Origin of the sequence: Arthrobacter sp. JUb119 (genome assembly GCF_024807995.1) — a bacterium.
Classification (GTDB): Bacteria; Actinomycetota; Actinomycetes; order Actinomycetales; family Micrococcaceae; genus Glutamicibacter.
The window spans coordinates 667,024-688,942 of the sequence record NZ_JANUFE010000001.1 but is presented as its reverse complement, the minus strand read 5'-3'; the positions used below and the strand labels follow the sequence as shown (position 1 = coordinate 688,942).

Annotated in this window: 17 protein-coding genes; 5 read left to right on the top strand and 12 right to left on the bottom strand. The window is 61.3% G+C overall.

Annotation, left to right across the window (positions count from 1 at the left end; translation table 11 throughout):
- Nucleotide 1 precedes the first annotated feature (1 nt).
- From M2368_RS03285 to M2368_RS03255, 7 genes are all read right to left on the bottom strand, one after another.
- A complete protein-coding gene (locus M2368_RS03285; RefSeq protein WP_105658498.1) occupies nucleotides 2–214 on the bottom strand; it encodes a hypothetical protein in 213 nt (70 codons plus the stop codon).
- 118 nt (nucleotides 215–332) lie between these two features.
- Complete coding sequence (locus M2368_RS03280) at nucleotides 333–1,619, bottom strand: glutamate-5-semialdehyde dehydrogenase (RefSeq protein ID WP_105658497.1); 1,287 nt, start codon at nucleotides 1,617–1,619, stop codon at nucleotides 333–335.
- A 16-nt stretch (nucleotides 1,620–1,635) separates the two neighbouring features.
- Nucleotides 1,636–2,793 (bottom strand): glutamate 5-kinase, encoded by a 1,158-nt coding sequence (proB, locus tag M2368_RS03275; RefSeq protein ID WP_105658496.1) that lies wholly within the window; start codon nucleotides 2,791–2,793, stop codon nucleotides 1,636–1,638.
- A 3-nt stretch (nucleotides 2,794–2,796) separates the two neighbouring features.
- On the bottom strand, nucleotides 2,797–4,386 hold the full coding sequence (gene obgE, locus M2368_RS03270; protein ID WP_332595296.1) for a GTPase ObgE: 1,590 nt from the start codon (nucleotides 4,384–4,386) through the stop codon (nucleotides 2,797–2,799).
- Between the two features lie 124 nt (nucleotides 4,387–4,510).
- Complete coding sequence (gene rpmA / locus M2368_RS03265) at nucleotides 4,511–4,765, bottom strand: 50S ribosomal protein L27 (RefSeq protein ID WP_013349162.1); 255 nt, start codon at nucleotides 4,763–4,765, stop codon at nucleotides 4,511–4,513.
- A 48-nt stretch (nucleotides 4,766–4,813) separates the two neighbouring features.
- On the bottom strand, nucleotides 4,814–5,122 hold the full coding sequence (gene rplU / locus M2368_RS03260) for a 50S ribosomal protein L21 (protein ID WP_013349163.1): 309 nt from the start codon (nucleotides 5,120–5,122) through the stop codon (nucleotides 4,814–4,816).
- A gap of 228 nt (nucleotides 5,123–5,350) precedes the next feature.
- A complete protein-coding gene (locus M2368_RS03255) occupies nucleotides 5,351–8,194 on the bottom strand; it encodes an Rne/Rng family ribonuclease (RefSeq protein WP_332595297.1) in 2,844 nt (947 codons plus the stop codon).
- A 606-nt stretch (nucleotides 8,195–8,800) separates the two neighbouring features.
- Between M2368_RS03255 and M2368_RS03250 the strand changes: the two genes are divergently transcribed.
- Nucleotides 8,801–9,424, top strand: a complete 624-nt coding sequence (locus M2368_RS03250; RefSeq protein WP_332503109.1) for a vitamin K epoxide reductase family protein — start codon at nucleotides 8,801–8,803, stop codon at nucleotides 9,422–9,424.
- A gap of 260 nt (nucleotides 9,425–9,684) precedes the next feature.
- Complete coding sequence (locus tag M2368_RS03245; protein WP_133833267.1) at nucleotides 9,685–10,272, top strand: GNAT family N-acetyltransferase; 588 nt, start codon at nucleotides 9,685–9,687, stop codon at nucleotides 10,270–10,272.
- Nucleotides 10,273–10,347: 75 nt separating this feature from the next.
- Here the strand turns inward: M2368_RS03245 and M2368_RS03240 are convergent, their stop codons facing one another.
- A complete protein-coding gene (locus M2368_RS03240) occupies nucleotides 10,348–11,496 on the bottom strand; it encodes a M14 family zinc carboxypeptidase (RefSeq protein ID WP_498724001.1) in 1,149 nt (382 codons plus the stop codon).
- 407 nt (nucleotides 11,497–11,903) lie between these two features.
- Between M2368_RS03240 and M2368_RS03235 the strand changes: the two genes are divergently transcribed.
- Together M2368_RS03235 and M2368_RS03230 are read left to right on the top strand one after the other, a co-directional pair.
- Nucleotides 11,904–13,193: an AI-2E family transporter gene (locus tag M2368_RS03235; RefSeq protein WP_332503112.1), complete on the top strand. Its 1,290-nt coding sequence runs from the start codon at nucleotides 11,904–11,906 to the stop codon at nucleotides 13,191–13,193.
- Between the two features lie 352 nt (nucleotides 13,194–13,545).
- On the top strand, nucleotides 13,546–13,752 hold the full coding sequence (locus M2368_RS03230; RefSeq protein WP_105661425.1) for a hypothetical protein: 207 nt from the start codon (nucleotides 13,546–13,548) through the stop codon (nucleotides 13,750–13,752).
- A gap of 63 nt (nucleotides 13,753–13,815) precedes the next feature.
- Here M2368_RS03230 and ndk read toward each other — a convergent pair whose 3' ends face one another.
- From ndk to ileS, 4 genes are read right to left on the bottom strand one after another with little or no spacing between them, the layout of a single operon-like run.
- Nucleotides 13,816–14,232: a nucleoside-diphosphate kinase gene (ndk, locus tag M2368_RS03225; protein WP_105658488.1), complete on the bottom strand. Its 417-nt coding sequence runs from the start codon at nucleotides 14,230–14,232 to the stop codon at nucleotides 13,816–13,818.
- A 40-nt stretch (nucleotides 14,233–14,272) separates the two neighbouring features.
- Complete coding sequence (locus tag M2368_RS03220) at nucleotides 14,273–14,707, bottom strand: DUF4233 domain-containing protein (RefSeq protein ID WP_105658487.1); 435 nt, start codon at nucleotides 14,705–14,707, stop codon at nucleotides 14,273–14,275.
- The gene (locus M2368_RS03215) at nucleotides 14,707–16,002 is read right to left on the bottom strand and encodes a bifunctional folylpolyglutamate synthase/dihydrofolate synthase (protein WP_388022955.1); all 1,296 of its coding nucleotides are present in this window, start codon (nucleotides 16,000–16,002) and stop codon (nucleotides 14,707–14,709) included. Before M2368_RS03215 ends, M2368_RS03220 begins: the two co-directional genes overlap by 1 nt.
- 56 nt (nucleotides 16,003–16,058) lie before the next feature.
- A complete protein-coding gene (ileS, locus tag M2368_RS03210; RefSeq protein WP_332595391.1) occupies nucleotides 16,059–19,319 on the bottom strand; it encodes an isoleucine--tRNA ligase in 3,261 nt (1,086 codons plus the stop codon).
- A 428-nt stretch (nucleotides 19,320–19,747) separates the two neighbouring features.
- Here ileS and helR point away from each other — a divergent pair, with 428 nt between their 5' ends.
- Entirely contained in the window at nucleotides 19,748–21,907 is a 2,160-nt protein-coding gene (gene helR / locus M2368_RS03205) for an RNA polymerase recycling motor ATPase HelR (protein WP_498724000.1), read from the top strand.
- The last annotated feature ends 12 nt before the right edge of the window (nucleotides 21,908–21,919 follow it).

Genomic DNA, 21,919 nt, shown 5'->3' with positions numbered 1-21,919 from the left:
ACTAGTGGCTATGTGGTACGTGAGTCTTGAACTGGCGGTGGGTGTCCTCTGGTTCAGGCTTTGCCTCGTGGCGGTTGCCTACGTTGGTGTAGGAAACGGTAATCAGCAGCAGGACCATCAGTGCTGCGAAGATGCCCCCACCGACGATCACAGCGAAAGTGTGAGGATCCATGCCGGTGGAAGCGGCTTCCGAAGCCAAAATCAGCGCGTTCAAGATAATTCTCCAGTCGTTTTCACGAGTTCGCTAAGCCAGCAACCTGGGCGGCTGGATCAGTAGCTCGAAAAGTAACGGTACGTTTCTTCTACATCGTACCGAAAAGGGCGGTCAGAAACTATTTGCGAATGTGCCCGTCGCCCTGGACGATCCACTTGGTCGTGGTCAGTTCGGCCAGGCCCATCGGGCCGCGAGCGTGCATCTTCTGGGTCGAGATGCCTACTTCTGCGCCCAGGCCCAGCTGCCCGCCGTCGGTGAACCGGGTCGAGGCGTTGACAATCACCGCAGCCGAGTCGATCTCCGCCACGAACTGCTCGGAAGCAGCCAGCGTGGAGGTGATGATCGCCTCGGTATGGCCGGTGGAGTAGGCGCGGATGTGCTCCAGGGCCTGGTCCATGCCATCGACGACCTTCACCGCGATATCCAAGTCCAGGTACTCGTTGCGCCAGTCATCCTCCCCCGCCGGGATGGTCGGCAGCTGCGGAACCAGCGCGGCGGCTCGGTCGTCCGTGTGCAATCTCACGCCGGCTGCGGCCAGGGCCTGCAGCACTGCCGGGGCCACAGCGGCATCCTTGTGGACCAGCAGGGTCTCCACGGTGTTGCAGACGCTGGGGCGGTGGGTTTTCGCGTTGAGCAGGATATCGACGGCCATTTCCTCGTCGGCGCTCGCGTCGAGGAAGATGTGCACATTGCCTTCGCCGGTTTCGATTACCGGGACCTTGGCGGTGGTGACCACGCGCTGGATCAGCTCGCGGCCGCCACGCGGGATGAGCACGTCGATCTTTCCGCGCGCGCCCATCATGGCGTCGGCACCGGCGCGGCCGAATTCGTCGACCGAGATCACGATGTCGCGGGGCAGGGAGACGGACTCCAGCGCGTCGCGGATCACCGCGACCAGCGCCTGGTTGGAGTTCAGCGCCGCCGAACCGCCACGCAGCAGCACCGAGTTGCCGCTCTTGAGCGCCAGGCCAGCGATGTCCACGGTGACGTTCGGACGCGCTTCGTAGATGGTGCCGATGACGCCCAGCGGGACGTTGACCTGGCGCATGCGCAGGCCGTTGGGCAGGGTTTCCCCGCGCACCACGCGACCGACCGGGTCGGGCAGGCCAGCGAGTTCATGCAGCGCGGAAATCAAGCCGTCGATGCGCTTGCCATCGAGCTTCAACCGGTCCAGCAGGGCCTCGGAGGTGCCATTGGCGCGGCCGGCAGCCAGGTCCTTCTCGTTGGCGCGCAGGATCATCGCACGATTCTGGTCGATGCGCGAAGCCATGGCCGCGAGGGCGCGGTCCTTCCAGTCGCGGTTGGCGCGCTTGAGGATCCGTGCGGCGCGGCGTGCACGGTCGGCCAGCTGGTGGACCGAGGTGGTGACGTCGGTGGTCGTTTCTTCGGTGTTTACGGCATCCATACTCATGCTCCTCATTCTAGAAAATGGGTTCGATCAAAGCTAGGTCGTCAACATGCACTACTGATCTGTCGTAACCTTCGCCCAGCTCCTCAACCAGATCCGTGGTGTTGTGTCCGAGCATCTCGGGCAGTTCATGGGAGCTGAAGTTCACCAGCCCGCGAGCGAAGGGGGTTCCTTCCGCGTCGCAGATCTCTACGGCGTCACCAGCCTCGAATTCCCCGCGGACGGCGGTAATGCCGGCTGCCAGCAGCGAGTTGGTTCCCTTTTCGATGGCCTTGACTGCGCCGGCATCCAGGATCAGCTTGCCTTCGATGGAAGCCAGATAGGCCAGCCAGACGTCGCGGGCCGAACGGCGGGAGTTGCGGGCGGCGAACCAGGTGCCTACATCCTGTCCGCGCAGCGCCTTGGCGGCATTGTCGGTGCTGGTCACCAGGGTGGGAATGCCCGCCGAGGAGCTCAGGGTCGCGGCATCGACCTTGGTGATCATGCCGCCGGTGCCGACTCCGGCTGCCCCCGGGGTGCCCAGGTCCACCGCTTCGAGTTCGTCGGGGTGCTCGATGGTGGTGATGCGGCTGCCACCGTCATCAGGGTGCGCGTCGTAGACCGAGTCCACGTCGGAGAAGAGCAGCAGCGCGTCGGCCTTGACCAGGTGGGCCACCAGCGAGGCGAGGCGGTCGTTGTCGCCGAAGCGGATTTCGCGGGTGGCGACCGCGTCATTTTCGTTCACGATGGGCAGCACGCCCAGGTTCAGCAAGCGAACCAGGGAGCGCAGCGCGTTGGTGTAGGAAGAGCGGCGCATCAGGTCGTCGGCGGTGAGCAGCACCTGGCCTACGCGCTGGTCGTACTCATCGAAAAGCTGGGTGTACTGCGCCAGCAGCAGACCCTGGCCAACGGCCGCCGCGGCCTGCTGGGTGGCAAGGTCCTTGGGACGCTTGGCCAACCCGAGCGGGGCCAGACCGGCGGCAATGGCACCTGAGGATACAAGAATGACCTCGGTACCGTTGTTGACAGTTTCAGCGAGAGTGTCCACCAGGAACTTCAACCGCTCGTGGGATATCCCGCCGCTGACCGTGGTCAGCGAGCTGGATCCAACTTTGACCACTAAGCGCTTGGCTTGAGGCAGTTGGTGGGGCGAGGTAATGGCTGAAATTGTTTTGGTGGCACTTTCACTCATACTTTAATTTTCCTCCTGGGTTGCCTTTGGTTCCGCAGTCTTTCGTCCGTACTTGGAGTCAACCGATTCGGTCCAGACGCCGGCCTTGCGTTCGGCTTCCAGCTCGGCGCGAGCCGATGCCTTGGCCGCCCGGCGCTCTTCGTGCTCGGCACGCTTTTCCTCGCGGGTCTTGCGATCGCCGCGATCCTCGAGGCGGATGTCCTCGCCGCGTCGGCTGCCGCCGAGCAGTTCGGCGCCGGCTGCCATAGTTGGCTCCCAATCGAAGACCACTGCGTTGTCCTCGGCGCCGATGATTACCGCGTCCCCTGGCTTGGCGCCGGCCTTGAACAGCTGGTTTTCGACACCCAGCTTGGCCAGGCGGTCAGCCAGGTAGCCGACAGCTTCATCGTTGCGGAAATCGGTCTGCATAATCCAGCGTTCCGGCTTTTCACCGATAACTCGCCACATGGGCTCAAAGTTCTGCTCCTCGCGGCGGATGGTGAACTCGGCACGCTTGGTGGTACGTGGACGAATCACAGGCACCTCGACTACTGGGGCTTCAACAACCTGTTCAGCGCGTGCCTGCTCTACCAATTCAGCCATAGCGAAGGACAGATCACGCAATCCGTTACGCGAGAGCGCGGAGATCTCGAAGACGCGGTAACCGCGTTTTTCCAACTCAGGGCGCACGAATTCAGCCATGTCGGCACCGTCTGGCATGTCAACCTTATTAAGTGCGATCAGCTTCGGGCGCTCGATCAGCGGCACGATGGTGCCGTCGGTACCGGCGAAGGTGGAGTCGGCTTCGTAGTTAGCCAGCTCTGCTTCGATGATGTCCAGGTCGCTGATTGGGTCGCGGTCCGCTTCCAGCGAGGCGCAGTCCAGCACGTGCACGATGGCGGCACAGCGCTCAACGTGGCGCAGGAACTCGTGGCCCAGCCCTTTGCCTTCGGAGGCTCCAGGGATCAGGCCAGGCACGTCGGCGACGGTGAAGCGGGTTTCGCCTGCTTCGACGACACCCAGGTTGGGCACCAGGGTGGTGAACGGGTAGTCGGCGATCTTCGGGCGTGCCGCGGACACGGCGGCGATCAGCGAGGATTTGCCGGCCGATGGGTAGCCCACCAGCGCGATATCCGCCATGGACTTCAGTTCCAGGACAATATCCTGGCCGGTTCCGGGAATGCCCAGCAACGCGAAGCCCGGGGCCTTGCGCTTGTCCGAGGCGATGGACGCATTGCCCAGGCCGCCCATGCCGCCTATTGCGGCGATGTATTCATCGCCCGGCTTGACCAGGTCGCCGAGGATGTCGCCGTCCTTGGTCTTGATGACGGTGCCGGCAGGTACGCCCAGGACCAGGTCATCGCCGCTCTTGCCCGGGTGCAGACCGCCCTTGCCCGGCTCGCCGTTGCCGGCCTTGCGGTGCGGCAGGTGGTGGAAGTCCAGCAGCGTGGTGACCTGGGGGTCGACGCGCAGGATGATGTCTCCGCCCTTGCCGCCGTTGCCGCCGTCGGGACCGCCAAGCGGCTTGAACTTCTCACGCTTGATGGACACACAACCGTGGCCACCATTACCTGCGGTGACATGAAGGGTTACGCGATCAACGAATGCAGCCACGGGGCCATCTTCTCCTAGTACGGGGTTGCGAGGGTTACTCGCTTAAAAGTCTAACTATGCACGCAAGGGGCGGACCGAAATCGGCCCACCCCTTGTGTACTAAAAAATTTGCCTGTTGCCTGAATTAGGCAGCAGCCACAATGTTCACCACGCGGCGACCACGACGGGTGCCGAACTCGACTGCGCCAGCAGCCAATGCGAACAGGGTGTCATCCTTGCCACGGCCTACGCCGGCGCCTGGGTGGAAGTGGGTGCCACGCTGGCGAACGATGATTTCGCCTGCCTTGACTTCCTGTCCACCATAGCGCTTTACGCCTAGGTACTGTGCGTTGGAATCGCGACCGTTGCGAGTGGAACTCGCACCTTTCTTATGTGCCATGCCTTTTAGCCTCTTTCGCTACAAAAATGGATTCTACGATTGCCTGAATTAGGCGATCGAGGTGACCTTGACCTTGGTCAGAGCGGCACGGAAGCCCTGGCGCTTCTTGTAACCGGTCTTGTTCTTGTACTTCTGGATTACGATCTTCTCGCCGCGAAGGTTTTCTACAACCTCAGCGGTGACCGTGACCTTAGCCAGATCGGCAGCTGCGGAAGTTACCTTCTCGCCATCTACCAACAGCAAAGCTGGAAGCTCGATGGAGCTGCCTGGGGCAGCCTGAAGACGGTCAACGGTGATGAGGTCTCCAACGGAAACCTTCTCCTGGTGGCCGCCTGCGCGGACAATTGCGTACACCACGTGGGTACTCACTTCTACTCGACGTTTATTGTCTTACCGGCGCAGATATCGACCCGAACACCCACAAAGTGGATGCGATCCCGGGGATCTCATGCGCTTGTGCCTTGACGCCGAGCGGACCAAAAGTCCGTGATCTTGGCGTTTAGCACCGATCAACTAGATTACGCTAGTCCACACCGCTGGAGCAAATACAAACTGCCCCAGCGAGGGAAGCGTGATCAAGTTCATCTATTTCAGTTCGCGTACTGGAACACCCACACCGAGCATTACCGGTTGCCCGGCAGGCTCAGCTGGCTTATCTTTCTGCGAACCGGAGGCATCCATCTGAACTACCGAACCGGTAGCGGCGGATACCTCTGCCACGAGAACCTCTGCAGTCGCATCGCCCTGGACCGAGGTGGCCCGACGACTGCGACGCTTTGGCTTCGTGGAATTCTGTGGGGCTGCCGCGGTGGCGGCAACTGGGACGGAAGCCGCGGGGCTGCTGGACTCAGCAGGCGCGCTGGCAGCAGGCATGGCCAGGCCGGTGAGCACCGGCTGGTCCTGCTGTGCCGCTTCCTGCGGACGCGAAGCACGGCGTGAGCGCTTGCGCGGCTGCTCCTGGGACGTCGAGGCGGCAACAGGTTCAGGAGCAGCCTGCTGTTCCTGGTTGGCCTGAGCTTCCTCGTTGCCCGAAGCGTTTTCCTCGGACTGGTTGCGTCCGCGTCCACGGGAGCGTGAACGGCGGCGCGGCTTGCGGCTGCCGTCCTGCTCGTCGCTGGACTCATCCTGGCCCGGCAACGCTGCTTCCAGCGCTTCCAGGGTAACCGAGGCCTCGGTGCCCTGCGCAGACGCCGCGGACTTGGCCACAGGAATCTGTTCGCCCTCGATGCTCACTGCGTTTTCAGCAGCGGCATCCAGGTGCGAAGCGGCGGCAATGCTGGCCAGGGCGTTGCGCGTGGCTTCGTCCTTCTCCCCTGCTGCCGGCTCCTGCTTCTCAACTGGCTTCTGCTCGTCCTTCTCGCCGCCACGACGGCGGCGGGAGTTGCGGCTTGGCTTGTCGTTGAACTTCTTGCTGTGCGCTTCGCCCTGCGAGTTGAAGGTCTTGCGCGATTCAACTGGCTCTTCGTGGGTGATGAAGCCAGCACCTGCACAGTGCTCGCACTCTTCACCGAAGACTTCGAGCAGGCCGGTGCCCATGCGCTTGCGCGTCATCTGGACCAGACCCAGCGAGGTCACTTCAGCAACCTGGTGCTTGGTCCGGTCGCGGCCCAGGCACTCCACCAGGCGGCGCAGCACCAGATCGCGGTTGGATTCCAGGACCATGTCGATGAAGTCGATGACGATGATGCCGCCGATGTCACGCAGGCGCAGCTGGCGGACCACTTCTTCGGCCGCTTCCAGGTTGTTCTTGGTCACGGTCTCTTCGAGGTTGCCGCCCGAACCGGTGAATTTGCCGGTGTTCACGTCGATGACGGTCATCGCTTCGGTGCGGTCGATGACCAGCGAACCACCCGAAGGCAGGAAGACCTTGCGGTCCAGCGCCTTGGCGATCTGCTCGTCCACACGGAAGTTGGCGAAGATGTCCTCTTCGGCTTCCCACTTCTCCAGGCGGCCCATCAGATCCGGCGCCACGTACATGACGTAGGCCTCGATGGTGTCCCAGGCGTGGTCACCGGAGACGATCAGCTTGGTGAAGTCCTCGTTGAAGACGTCGCGGACCACCTTGATGGTCAGATCGGGTTCCGAGTACAGCAGTTCCGGAGCCAGGGTCTTGGTGGAGTTGGCCTGCTCTTCGATGCCTTCCCACTGCGCACGCAGCCGGTTGATATCGTTGGTCAGTTCTTCCTCGGAAGCGCCTTCGGCGGCGGTGCGCACGATGACGCCCGCGTTTTCCGGCAGGTGGTCCTTCAGGATCTTCTTCAGGCGCTGGCGTTCGACATCAGGGAGCTTGCGCGAGATGCCGGTCATCGAACCACCTGGCACGTAGACCAGGTAGCGGCCAGGCAGGGAGATCTGGCTGGTCAGCCGGGCGCCCTTGTGGCCTACCGGGTCCTTGGTGACCTGCACCAGGACCGAGTCGCCAGCCTTCAAGGCGTTCTCAATGCGGCGCGGCGCGCCTTCGAGAGCGGCTACGTCCCAGTTCACTTCGCCTGCGTACAGCACGGCGTTGCGGCCGCGGCCGATATCCACGAAAGCAGCTTCCATGGATGGCAGCACATTCTGCACCTTGCCGACGTACACGTTGCCGATCAGCGAATCCTGCTGGGTCTTGGAGACGAAGTGCTCTGCAAGCACTCCATCTTCCAGTACGCCGATCTGGATGCGGTCCTCGCGCTGGCGCACGATCATCTTGCGCTCGACGGATTCGCGGCGGGCCAGGAACTCGGCCTCGGTGATCACCTGGCGGCGGCGACCGGTTTCGCGTGATTCGCGGCGGCGCTGGCGCTTGGCTTCCAATCGGGTGGAACCGCGCACCGAAGCGACCTTGTCGTTGACCGAGCTGTGGCTTTCGATACTGCCACGCGGGGCGCGCACACGGGTAACGGTGTTCGGCGGATCATCCTGCGAGCCGCCCTCAAGTTCCAGATCCACTTCCCCGCGGCGACGGCGGCGGCGGCGGCGCGAAGTCACGTCGTCGGCATCGGCGTCTGCCTCGGGATCTGCGGCAGCTGCGCGGCGAGCAGGTTCCTGCTTCTTCGCAACAGCCTGGGCCAGAACAGCCTGAGCTGTTTCCGGCACGGCGAAAGGATTCAAGATCATGGTGCTGCCGTGTTCGGCCAGCAGCATGCCGGTCTGGTCAACGTCGTTCGCTTCCTCAACCGGTGCAACTTCCTGCTCGGCCGGGGCAGCGATTTCAGCGCTCTGCTCCTGGACGTCTTCCTGCTTGTCCTGGACGTCTTCCTGCTTGGCCGCGGCGAGCTCTACGGCCTCGTCATTCGCGGTATTGCGCACTGCCTGCGCCCGGCGTTCGGCCTGGCGGCTGGCCCGCTTGGTGGAATCAGGGGTGGAAATCTGGGTGCGGCGGGTGGCCCGCCAGCGGTATGGGCTTTCCTCGACGCCGGCAGCGGCATTGAGTTCGGCCAAGGTCATGGCGCGACGCAGTGGTCGCGCGGGTGTGGTTGAAACACTGGTACGGCGGGCTCGTGTTGAACGGTTGCCCCGCTTATTACCTTGCGTTCCGCCCTTTCGTTGATTTGCTGCGCTCATTTAAATTCGCGTACTCCTACTATGTCCCGCTCGGGCATCCTCCACAGACGGCGCCGTTGCTGAAACTACAATCATCACGTGTCGCTTGGCCTACTTATCTTCCAGTAGTCCGGACACAAAAGCTCGCTATTTTCCGCGGGTTCGACGCTGGTCCAAATTTCTGAACCAGGCGCAAATCCTGCGGATCAACGTGGCCTAAGAAAACCGGCTGCTTTCCTTTGCAGCCCTACGATCCGCGGTATTCCCCCGGGAGGCGCACATATTGGGCACTCAACCGAAGCGATGCATCGCCTGTCGATCTGTTGTTTCAAAAGTCTGTCGTCGGGTTGAAAGCAGACTGTGGATCCGCGAACAACCATTCCCATTCTCTCATATTTCGTTCACGCCTTGTTCATTGCTTCTCACCAGATGCACAGAAATGCTTCCTAGTATGAAAAAGGCCTTGGCGGAATAACCCGCTTTCCTATGAACTTATGGAATAGTCAAAACATGGTTTCATCACAAGAAAATAGCCACGGCTCGGGCGTGTTGCCCTGGTGGGCTAAGGAACGCGGCTTCGGGCTGTTCATCATCGTTACGGGATTGATCTCTTGGCTCGCCGCCGGAATCCTGGTCCTGGAACGCTTGGAGTTGTACAAGAACCCCGACTACATCACCAGTTGCGACGTCAATCCCTGGATCTCCTGTGGCACCGTGATGAAATCCGAGCAGGCAGGAATCTTCGGATTCCCCAATCCCTTCTTCGGGATCGTTTGCTTCGCTGTTGTTATCGCCATCGGCTTCGCCCTGCTGGCCGGCGCAACAAACCTGAAGCGCTGGTTCTGGCTGTGCTTCCAGCTGGGCATCACCGCCGCTATGGGCTTGGTGATCTGGTTCTGGACCCAGGCCCTGTATGAAATCAACGCCCTGTGCCCTTACTGCATGGTCGTGTGGGCCATGACGATTCCCTTGTTCGTGTTCACGACCGCACGCAATGTGCTTACCGGCGTGATTCCTGCTGGAGCCGGCGTGAAGAAGTTCTTCGCCGAGTGGAGCTGGATCATTACAGCCGTCATCTGGGCGCTCGTTGCCGCATCGGTCGTCCTGCGTTTCCCGCTCGCCTTCTTCGGCTAGAGCCCGGCTTCCATGCCCACCTGCGGGGCCGCTACTTCGGTAGCGGCCCCGCAGTGCTGTTCCTGGCGCTCCCCCACCCCGCCGCCAACCAGGTCGGCCGGCCTGGTGCCACTGCTTGTTGCACCCCGGCGCGCCACCGGCGCCAAGACATCCCGCTTCGGCCTTCGATCAGCGTCAAAACGGCCATCGGCAAGGCCGGGAAGGGTTCGCCGTCAACGATCTTCCGGATACTGCCCAGTTAGACCCGGTAGATTAGAAGCATGGCAAGTGACATATGGAACACAGAAAATGCCCAGGACTACGGAATCAACCTGCTGATTTCCGAACACCTTCGGCTCCGTGAACTACAAGAGGAAGATCTTGCGTTCCTCACCCAATGGTGGAATAGCCCAGAATTCATGGCCCTGCAGGGCAACCTGGTACTTCCCCACCCGATCACCGAAGCCGCAGAACTCTTCAAATCGCGCAGCGTCAACCGTGGCACTACCGACGGCGTGGGACTTTCCATCACGCTTCCCGATGACACGCTGATCGGGCACACCGCATTGTACGACTACAACGCGCCGGCCCGTTCGGCCGAATTGATGATCATGATCGGTGGTTCAAATGTGGGCCAAGGCTATGGCACCATGGCCACCAAGATGATCATCGACTACGGCTTCCGCGAGATGGGCTTGAACCGCATCGGCTTGAATGCCTGGGCGTACAACGAGCGCGCACTGCGCACCTTCAACCGCGCAGGATTCCGCGAAGAGGGCCGAGTGCGCCAGGCTGGATTCCACGATGGGTCGTTCCACGACAAGATCATCATGGGCCTGCTGGCCAAGGAGTACTTCAACGCCAGGTAGTCCGCACAAGCAGAGAAGGAGACCTCAACAGAGCTGGGGCCGCGCACTGCGCGGCCCCAGCTCTGCTGCGTCAGTTCACTTCTGGACCAGACCCGCATAATCGGTCTGATAGCCCGTTACAGGCTGGTGAGGGATTTCTTCCCAGCGTTCTGGATCTTCTTGCTGGACTTCGCCCGATGCCATTCCGAGCAGCAATTCCTTGAGCGCAAGAACATTTTGGCGAATCAACTTGCCGCGGGACTTCTGCCCGAGGCTTCCGTCACTGCTATTTCCACTGGTTTCAAAGAAGACCACCGGGTTTCGATGCCCGTCGGCATTGAGCCCCCGGTAGTTCAAGCCCAGCATCATTGCAGAGACGACGCCGCCCTTGATGTCGATTTCCATTCCGTCGCCCACCTGGTAGCGGTCGATGTTGAACGCGCCGTACTTCGACAGCTCGTCATACACATGCACTTGCATCTGGCGAGTAAGCACGTCATAAGCGCCATTCTCGATTCCAGGCAAGGTCGGGCCACCTGGCGCGAGGGAGATACCGAGCGACAAAGTCACGTCATCGCCTGTACCCCACTCCTTCTTCAGGCCCTGGTGATGCACATCGACGCCGAACGCGGGATCCACCATTGTCCAGTACTCGTAATACGCCAGCGATTCGTTGGCAACGAAGCCCTCCAGCGTCCAATCGCGGTTCAGGTCGACTCTTTGCTGGTTGCCCTTGGCATCAAGCTGCGGAGCATTCGTTTCCTGATCCCACAAAATTGTCTGCCGAACATTCTCCTCCGAACCGTCGGGGTTGTACATCGGGATGAAGTGGAAGGTGTACTTCTCACGGAGCAGGTCGTAGTCTGCCGATCCGTTGGCGCCAAGCTCCTTGAGCAGCGTCAGGAGCGAGTCGGTTCCATAGGGCTCATTGCCGTGGATGCGCCCCTGCAGCCAAACGTCCTCAGGGCCGTGCCCCGCAGTTGCCACATACAGATCCCTGCCCTGTTCTGACTCGCTGACCTGCGTTCCTGCCTCTTGGAGCGTGAACGCATCAACGTCGAACCGGGAATTGGATTCGATCTTCTGCAATTCCTTGACTGTGTCTTGGTAGCTGAGAATGCTCGAAATATTTGTTTCTCCGTTAGGCGACGGGAAATTGGCATCGGCGTTGGCCGGCGCCGCTAACCCCAACGGCGCAACGACGGCGAAGACCGCCGCACCCAGCGCGATGGATCGCTTGGACAATGATGATTTCCTGGGATCTGGCAAAGCTTTGCTCCTTGTACCGTGCGAGTGCTCGAATGGCCCGTGGTGCATTCCGATTGACTAATCCAAATGGCACCAGCCACACCTCACCTTATGTGACCTGCCGCACGATGACAATGGACCGGCGCATACCGCGACATTGCACCTCAAGAACGGATTTGCGAAAAGCCGGGCATCATTGCAGCCACCGTCGCCGCAGAGCCATTCCCGCCGCAGGAATGCCGGGGAAATCAGCCCGTGGGTGCACGAATCAAAGCCTTCGGGCACGAAAACGGGTTAGTGGCCAGTGCGAACGCCAAAAAATCAGCATTTCGGTGTTGCCTTGGGACCTTGTCAAGTCGTTAGCCTATTGTTAGAGCTATCAGAACCAGCTACAAGGAGCGACTATGGCTTTTTTCCGTAAGGTCAGGCCCGCCGCGTTGTTGAAAAAGCAACCTCAGGACGACAAGCCGACACCTGCCGAGCACCACCGTGTTCCGGTCAGGGACGCCAAACCAGATTTCACGGTCACCAGCCTGTGGACCGACTTGCTAGGACGCCTAGGCATTCGAAGCGCCCAGTTGCTGGTAGTTGGCGCGCTGGCAACATTCCTCATCATCGGCATGCTCCGCTTGACCATGATCGTGATCCCGACGTTGCTGGCAGTCATCATTTCCTGTGCGTTGTGGCCCCTGGTGGTCAAGCTGCGCAAGTTTGTTTCCCCGATGCTGGCAGCATGGATCGTTTTCCTCGGATCCCTATTGGTCCTCGGAGGCATCGGCACCGGCCTGGTCTTCTCGGTCATCAAGGAATGGCCAAAGCTCGTTGACCAAGCTGTTGAAGGTTTCAACCAGCTCAATGACATGGTTCAGGGCTTCATCGGCACGATGCCTTTCAGCGTCGACCAGAGCCAGATCGATAATGTTGTCGAAACGGTAACCGGCTTCTTGACCAGTTCCCAGTTCGGCACCGGCGCTTTGAACACGCTGAGCGCAGCAGGCAGCTTCGTGACCGGCTTGGTCCTGTTGCTGGTAATCCTGTTCTTCTTCCTGAAGGACGGCGACAAGATCTGGGCCTTTGCCGTGTCATGGACTCCACGCCACTACCGCAACAAGTGGATTCTTTCCGGCGACCGCGCGCTGCGCACCTTCGGCGGCTACATCCGCGGTACTGCCACCGTGGCCGCAGTGGATGCTTTGGGCATCACCGCGACGCTGCTGATCGTGCAGGTTCCATTGGCCATCCCGCTAGGCGTCATTGTCTTCCTCGGCTCCTTCGTGCCGATGGTAGGTGCCACCGTTGCCGGCATCCTGGCCACGCTGATTGCATTGGTTACCAACGGACCTGTGGTGGCGCTGATCGTGCTGGCTGCGGTGATCCTGGTGAACCAGCTGGAGGGCAACTTCCTGCAGCCGGTAGTCATGGCCAACGCCCTGAGCCTGCATGCACTGGTCGTGCTGATGGCACTGACCGCAGGCACCGTCCTGGCGGGCATCGTTGGCGCCGTCCTGGCGGTGCCACTGGTGGCCGCTTCATGGGCGGTGATCAAGGTATGGACCGGGCGCGACAAATCCGATGCGGTGGCTGAAGCCAGCGAGGACATCAAGTCTGAAGTCGAGATCAGCGAAGAGCAAGCAGCTTTAGACAAACTCGAAGCGAAGGAACAGCACCAGGAATCCCTCAAGGATTCCGAGTAGCTGTTGCGGCTGGGGCGCTCCTGCACGTCAGGGGCGCCCTTCCTTTTGCCACTTAAATGCTCTTGATCGAATTATTTCCAATTAATTCTCAAAGAGTTCATGCCCTCATCCAGCCCCGGCTTCCCGGGGTTTTCGCGCTGGGGACAAGACCGGTGGACCCGATCCCGCGTTGCCGTGGATGTGGTTTGTGTGTTTAATGTGACTGAAGTGATGGAAGTGGAGCGACGCGGGATGCGCAATCGCCTTGAGAAGTTTTGCTGCATGTCTTCGTTTTCCCCAACAGGGAAAACCCGCGCCACGCTTCGCCCGCAATCAATGTGCTAACGCGCACTGAAGACTGGGAGGTATCCACGTGCTGGAATTCAGCAATGACGGAGCAGATAAGTATCTTTCGCACATAGTCGGCCCTATCACCGACCACCACCAGGTGGTCAGGATCGGCGCTGCAGAGCAGCTGCCGCTGGACTCGACCGCACAGGCGCTCGGAAGTTCGGTGCAGCAGGCAGCTAGCCCGCAAGGAGCTATGCTCGCCCAGGACAGTTTGGATGACTGGTTCTAGGACCCGCTTCCAGGCATGAAAAATCCCGGCAGTTTCCAACTGCCGGGATTTTCGCGTTTCGATCTACTTGCCGAACCAGATGCCGATCTCGCGCTCGGCGGACTCGACGGAGTCCGAACCGTGGACCAGGTTCTGCTGGACCTTCAGGCCCCAGTCGCGGCCGAAGTCGCCACGGATGGTGCCTGGAGCCGCGGTGGTCGGGTCGGTGGTGCCAGCCAGCGAACGGAAGCCGGGGATAACGCCCTGGCCTTCAGCCACGATCGCCACCACCGGACCGGAGAGCATGAACTCAACCAGCGGTTCGTAGAATGGCTTGCCTTCGTGCTCTGCATAGTGCTCGGCGAGCAGCTCGCGAGTAGCTTCCAGCTGCTGCAGCTTGGCAATGGTGTAGCCCTTGGCTTCAATGCGGCCAAGGATCTGTCCGGTCAGACCGCGCTTGACGCCATCTGGCTTGACCAGGATCAGGGTACGTTCAGTCATGTGACTACCTCTTCGTATCGTTGATGTACTTCTTAGGTTCTCAGGCTTGCTCGGGGTTCGCTTTTTCCCAGGCTTCTTGGGCGGCGGCGCGGCGCTTGTTCACTGCGTCGATTTCGCCGCCCTTGTTCAGCGCATACCACCAGCACAGGGCGAAGGCCGCTGCGAGGTAGAACATGTCCGGCAGGATGAAGCCGCACAGGAAGAACACTACCTGCAGGATCCAGCCGATGATGTAGCCGATCTTCTTGCCCAGCAGCGCGCAGTTGAAGATGCACAGCAGCGCCACGGCAGCGCCGAGGCTGAGCACGACCACCGGTTCTCCGCCACGCTTGAGCCCGAAGGCCGCGAGGGTGACGAACACCGCCAGCAGCGCCTCGCAGACCAGCACTGTTGATGCGAACATCATTTTCGTGGAGCGCTGCTTCTTCTTCATCCCAGGACGCCACTCGCGCTGGGCACGGGTGAGTTTAGCCATCAGGATTCGCCTCCCTTGAGCAACAGTGAAATCTCGCCCACCAGCGTAATCGAACCGGTCACCAGCACGCCGCCGGACAAGTCGTTGCCTGCCTCGGCGCGGCCCACCGACCATTCGATGGCATCTTCCAGGTCCTCGGTGACGTGGATGTCCTCTTCCGGCCAGCCAGCGTCGATCGCCATGGTGGACAGTTCGCCGGCCGGGATGGCCCGCGGCGAGGACGACTGGGTGATGCAAATGTCCTCAACCATGTCACCGTACTGCTCGCGCATGGTGTAAAGCATTGCTTCGGCGTCCTTCTCCTGCAAGATGCCAACCATCAGCACCAGGCGGGTGAAGCCGAAGGATTCCTTGATCGCCTCTGCGGTGACGCGTATGCCATCCGGGTTGTGGCCGGCATCCACCAGGATGCTCGGTGCCGCGCGGACCAGTTCCAGGCGGCCCGGGCTGGTGGCGGCCGCGAAGCCGTCGCGGACCAGATCGGCATTCAGCTCGCGCTGGCCGCCGCCCAGGAAGGCCTCCACCGCAGCCAAGGCCACGGTGGCGTTCTGCGCCTGGTGGGCACCGAACAATGGCAGGAAGATCTCGTCGTAGCGCGCCGCTTGGCCCTGGATGGACAGCAGCTGCCCACCCACGCCATGCTGGCGTTCCAGGAGCTTGAAGTCCAGGCTGTCGAAAGCTGCCGGCACCTCAAGCTCGCGGGCGCGAGCCAGCAGCACGTCGGCGGCATCCACCGGTTGCACCGAAGAGACCAGGTAGCCGCCGGGCTTGAGGATGCCGACCTTTTCTTCGGCAATCTCGCCCGGGGTATCCCCCAGCAGATCGGTGTGGTCCAAGGAGATCGGGGTGATCACCGAAACGTCGGCATCTGCCACGTTGGTGGCGTCGGTGATGCCGCCCAGGCCGACTTCGAGCACCACGACATCCACCGGAACCTCGGCGAAAACCGCGAAGGCCAGGATGGTGACAGCTTCGAAGTAGGTCAGCTTGTTTTCGCCGCGCTCGACGAGCTCGGTGTCCACGATCTGAAGGAACGGGCTGATTTCATCCCACACGCGCACGAAGGTCCCGTCGTCTACCGGGGCACCGTCAATGGCGATGCGCTCGGTGACCGAGATCAGGTGCGGCGAGGAGTAGCGGCCGGTGCGCAAGTCGTGCGCCATCAAGAGCGACTCGATCATGCGTGCGGTCGAGGTCTTGCCGTTGGTGCCGGTGATGTGGATGACCGGGCAAGCCTTGTTCGGCTCGCCGAGGATCTCCATCGCGCGGAACATCGGATCCATGCGCGGTTCCATCTTGTTTTCCGGCGCACGGGAGAGAAGTTGCGCGTAGACGCGGTCCAATTCGCTCACTAGTTGGCCTCGACTTTGCCAGAATCCAGCTTGGCCACGGTGACCTGCTCGCCATCTACCGAATCATCGGCGACAAGTTCCAGCTGCGCGGTCAGGGTTTCACCTGCCACCAGCTCGCGGTTCGCTTCCAGTGCCGCGATGGCGGCCGTGTTGGCGGTGACCACGGTGTGGATGCGATCCGATACCTGCAGGTCCGCGTCCTTGCGGGCGGACTGGATGGAGCGGATCATGTCGCGTGCGGTGCCTTCGGCAGCCAGTGCCTCGGTGACCTCGGTATCCAGCACCAGGAAGCCGCCGTCGATGACTGCCGCGGCAATTTCGCCTGCTGCATCCACCACGGTGTCCAGGGTGTATTCGCCCTCGGCCAGTTCCAGTCCTCCCGCGGTGACCACCCCGTCGGTGACCGACCAGTCCCCGGACTTGGCGCCCTTGATCGCCTGCTGCACGTTCTTGCCCAGGCGCGGACCGGCCGCACGGGCGTTCACTACCAGCTGCTGGCTGATGCCGTAGCTGGCGGCGTCGACGCCTTCGGCATCGATCAAGGTGACGGCCTTCAGGTTCAGCTCGTCCTTGATGATCGACGCGTAGGTGCCTTCCAGGCGGGCAGCGCCGGTGAGCACAACCTTCAGCTCGGCCAGCGGCAGGCGCACGCGCAGGTTCTTGGCCTTGCGCAGCGAGGAGCCCACGGAGCAGATCTTGCGGGTTGTTTCCATGGTTTCCAGCAACGCGGCGTCGGTTGGGAATTCGCTGGCTTCCGGCCAGTCCTCCAGGTGCACCGAACGTTCGCCGGTCAGCCCGCGGAAGATCTCTTCGCTGGCCAGCGGCAGCAGCGAAGCAGTGACCTTCACCAGGGTTTCCAGCGCGGTGTACAGGGTGTCGAAGGCCTGGGTGTCTTCATCGAAGAAACGCTGGCGGCTACGGCGCACGTACCAGTTGGTCAGGGTGTCCATGTACTGGCGCACGGCCTCGGTAGCATCGGAGACCTCGTAGGAATCCAGTGCCTCGGTGACTTCGCGCACCAGCTGGCCCGTGGCGGCCAGCATGTACTGGTCCAGCGGGTCGGTGGAGTCCATCGAGCGCTTGGCCTCGTAGCCGGCCCCGTTGTTGGCGGAGTTGGTGTAGAGGTTGAAGAAGTGCCAGACGTTCCACAGCGGCAGCAGCACCTGGCGCACGCCATCGCGGATGCCCTGTTCGGTCACGACCAGGTTGCCGCCGCGCAGGATCGGCGAGGCCATCAGGAACCAGCGCATGGCATCGGAGCCGTCGCGGTCCAGGACCTCGGTGACATCCGGGTAGTTACGCAGGGACTTGGACATCTTCTGCCCGTCCGAGCCCAGCACGATGCCGTGGGAGATCACGTTGGTGTAGGCCGGGCGGTCGAAGAGCGCGGTGGAGAGCACGTGCATGGTGTAGAACCAGCCGCGGGTCTGTCCGATGTACTCAACGATGAAGTCCGCCGGGTGGTGGCCGGAATCGAACCATTCCTGGTTGTTGAACGGGTAGTGCACCTGGGCGTACGGCATCGAGCCGGAGTCGAACCAGACATCGAGCACGTCTTCCACGCGCTTGAGGGTGCCGGATTCGGCGCAGCCCTCATGGGCCTTGGTCAGCTCGTCGATGAATGGGCGGTGCAGGTCAGGCTGGCCTTCGTGGTTGACCGGCATGCGGCCGAAGAAGTCCTGCATTTCCTGCAGCGAGCCGAAGACTTCGCGGTGCTCGCATTCGGCACCGGTGCATTCCCACACCGGGATCGGCGAACCCCAGTAGCGGTTGCGCGAGATGGACCAGTCGCGGGCGTTTTCCAGCCACTTGCCGAACTGGCCGTGCTTGACGTTGCCCGGGATCCAGTTGATCTGCTCGTTCAGCTCGACCATGCGGTCCTTGAATTTGGAGACCTCGACGTACCACGAGGAGATCGCGCGGTAGATCAGCGGGGTGCGGCAGCGCCAGCAATGCGGGTAGGAGTGCTCGTAGGAGGCCTGCTTGACCAGCTTGGCCTCGTCCTTGAGCACATTGGTGATGGTCTTGTTGGCGTCGAAGACCTGCACACCGGCGATCTCGGCCAGCGGGCCGTTGCCGAAGACAGGAAGGAACTTGGCGCCCTCGTCTACTGAGAGGATCACCGGGATGCCGTGCTCTTCGCAGACCTTCTGGTCATCCTCGCCGTAGGCCGGAGCCTGGTGCACGATGCCGGTGCCGTCGGCCACGGTGACGTAGTCGGCGGTGAGAATCTGCCAGGCGTTTTCGGTGCCGTACTTCTCGGTGTCGGTGTACGTGTCCCACAGCGGCTGGTAGCGCACGCCGGCAAGCTGCTCACCGGTGTAGCTGGCGGTGATGGCCGCAGCGGCTTCCTTGGCATCCTTGTAGCCCAGGTCCTTGGCGTAGGAGCCGAGCAGGTCGCGGGCCAGCAGGAATGGCCCGGCGGCGGCCGAAGCCTTCACGCCGGCTTCGCCTGCAGGAACCACGACGTAGTCGATCGCCGGGTGCACGGCCAGTGCGGCGTTGGTTGGCAGGGTCCACGGGGTGGTGGTCCACGCCAGGGCCTGCACGCCGGCAAGTGCCTTGGAGGCTTCGGTTTCACCGGCAAGGATGGTGAAGCCCACGGTGACGGTCTGGTCCTGGCGGTTCTTGTAGACGTCGTCGTCCATGCGCAGCTCGTGGTTGGACAGCGGGGTCTCGTCCTTCCAGCAGTACGGAAGCACGCGGAAGCCCTTGTAGGTCAGATCCTTGTCCGAAAGCTGCTTGAAAGCCCAGATGACCGATTCCATGAACTCGACGTTCAGGGTCTTGTAGTCGTTTTCGAAGTCGACCCAGCGAGCCTGGCGGTTCACGTACTGCTTCCACTCATCGGCATACTTCATCACCGAGGTGCGGCAGGCGTCGTTGAACTTGTCGATGCCCATGGCTTCGATCTGCTTCTTGTCGGTCATGCCCAGCTGCTTCATAGCTTCCAGCTCGGCTGGCAGGCCGTGGGTGTCCCAGCCGAAGCGGCGCTCCACGCGCTTGCCGCGCTGGGTCTGGTAGCGCGCTACCAGGTCCTTGACGTAGCCGGTGAGCAGGTGGCCGTAGTGTGGCAGGCCGTTGGCGAAGGGAGGGCCATCGTAGAAGACGAATTCTTCGCCCTCGCGCTGGTCAATGGAGGCCTGGAAAGTGTCGTCGTTCTTCCAGTATTCGAGGACGCGCTTCTCAAGATCTGGGAATCGCGGTGAAGCCGGGGTCGAACCGGTTGGGTCTGTAGTGACCTTCGGATAAAAGCTCATCGAATGGGCCGTCCTTCAAGCGTAGGGTCGATAAATCCTTGCCTACGAGGACGGCACGAATGCCGCGGTACCACCCCGCTTATCCCCCGCCGCAATGATGGGGAATCGCTTATCTTCAGCTGTGACGGGCTGGTCCCGTTCGGTTCTACTTGGCGTTCATGATGCTCGCGGTTCTTCCGAAGACTCACCGGTGATAGCCGGATCAAAGTCGCAGTCCTTATATCCTACCGCGTGATGCCCCAGCTGAAAATTCCCGGCAGCCTTCGAAATGCAAGTGAGCGCAGGCTCACAGTGCGCAGCTGGAAAACCGAAAACGCCATTCCCTGCATTTTCAGGATAGCGCGCCCAGGGGGCCTTGCCGCAAGGCCCCGCATAGGGTCCATAATCAATATCTTCCCCACGAGAACTAGCCAGACCAGGGAGCCCGCGTGCCTACCAAAATCGCAAACACCAGCTATTTCGATGCCATCGAGCACAGTCCAGCACCGGAGAACTCGGCCGAGATTGGCGAGGACCAGCAACGGCTCTGCGAAATTGCCAAACGGGTTGGGCAGCTTCGATCCGAAATCATGGAGCGCATTGCCCGACGAGGACAAGACCAGGCCGGCGTGCTGCAGCAATCCCTTGAACGCGATGTTGAACTCAGCGAATTAGCACAGCGGCTGCGCCAGCTGGACCGCATGGGTCCCTACGCCTGCTTAGGCTTCATGGAAATAGCCGGGACCGGCGAGCGCCTATACATTGGCCGCAGTGGCTTGAGCGACGACCAGGGCAAGCAGCTGCTGCTTGATTGGCGAGCCCCGGCAGCAGAACCATTCTTCGCCGCCACCCATGAGAAGGACCATGGGTTGGCCATGAGACGCCGCTACCGTTGGCGCCGGCAACGCATCTGCGACTATTGGGATGAAGTGTTTGATTCCTCCCAGCTGGCTTCCCACGCCCGCCTGGATGACCACTCTTCATTTCTCGCTTCACTTGGCAGCAAGCGTTCACCAAAAATGCAGGACGTGCTCGCAACCATCCAGTCGGACCAGGACGCGATCATCCGGAGAAGCTCGCAAGGCGCGCTGGTGGTTGATGGCGGGCCGGGTACCGGCAAGACGGTGGTCGCCCTGCATCGAGCCGCCTATTTGCTGCATGCGGACCCACGGCTTCAACGCCAGGGTGGCAAGGTTTTGGTGGTAAGCCCGCACGAGGCCTATAGCTCCTATGTCGCTGACATTCTTCCGAATCTCGGCGAGGACGAGGTGCTCATTTCAACACTTTCAAGCATAGTTTCGATTGGCGATGATTTGCCCTCGGAACCGGATCACGGAGTCCACCGCATTAAATCCAGCCTGGCAATGCTGGATGCAGTCAAGAGGGCCGTGCAGGTCTTTGAAGAGCCTCCCTCCGTTGACGTTCAAATCGACTTTGGGGAAGCTCAAGCCACTCTGACAACGCAGCTGTGGCGCACTGCGGTCACCATGATTGGCGAAGCAACGCCGCACAATGAAGCACGCATCGAATTGCGTGATGCCCTCATTGATCAATTGCTCCCCCAAGCCCTCAGAGGCGAAGACACGAAACCACTGCCGCGCTCGGAGTGGGAGAGAAATCCAGCACTGAATGGGTTGCTCGATGAGCACTGGCCTGTCCTGGATCCATGCAAGCTGCTGCGGGCGCTCTATTCAACCCCGGAGCTGCTCCGCTACAGCGGCAGAGACCTTGGCAACGAAGAGATCGAAAAGCTACTGGCAAGTTCGGCTTCTGGCCGATGGACCACGTCGGATATTCCGCTGATTGACCTTGCGCGCTTTCTCATTGGCGACCCGCACAGCGAAGCGAAACGTCGTGATGAACAGTTCAGAGTGCACGCCGAGCGTACTCGATGGAAAAACGTCGTTGATGATCTGATGGACTCGGTTGACGACAGCGAGGATCTGGCATCCCAGCTCATCCACCACGATCTCCAGGAGCAGCTTCTCGCCGGAGCTCCGGAGAACAATTTGGCCTCGCTCAATTACGACGGACCCTTTTCGCATGTCATCATCGATGAAGCCCAGGACCTGACCGATGCGCAATGGGCAATGATCCAACGCCGTTGCCCATCAGGGAGCCTGACGATTGTGGGCGATAGGGCCCAGGCCGTTCACGGCTTCAACACGACATGGGAACAGCGTTTGGCCAGGATTGGCATTCGCGGCATCTCCGTATCCCGCTTGCGGGTCAACTACCGCAGCACGGCACAGATCATGGAAGCAGCCGCAGAACAGATCCAGGCACAGATGCCCGAGGCGAACGTGCCGCGATCATTGCGCACGGATGGTGCACCGGTGCGTTATGCCCGCCTGACCGAACTGGAATTAATACTCGATGATTGGCTAGGCGAAAATGCCGAGGGCACGGCGGCAGTTATCGGGGCCTCTGGCTTCCACAACTCTGGCAGGGTCCGCTTTCTTTCGCCAGAGAACGCCAAGGGCCTGGAATTCGATCTGGTGCTCGTCTGCCAGCCACGCTCCTTCGGCACCGGATTAAGCGGAGCCGTGCGCAGATACGTGGCCATGACCAGAGCGACAGCTCAACTGGTAATACTTGCCGATCAATAACCGGCAGCAGCC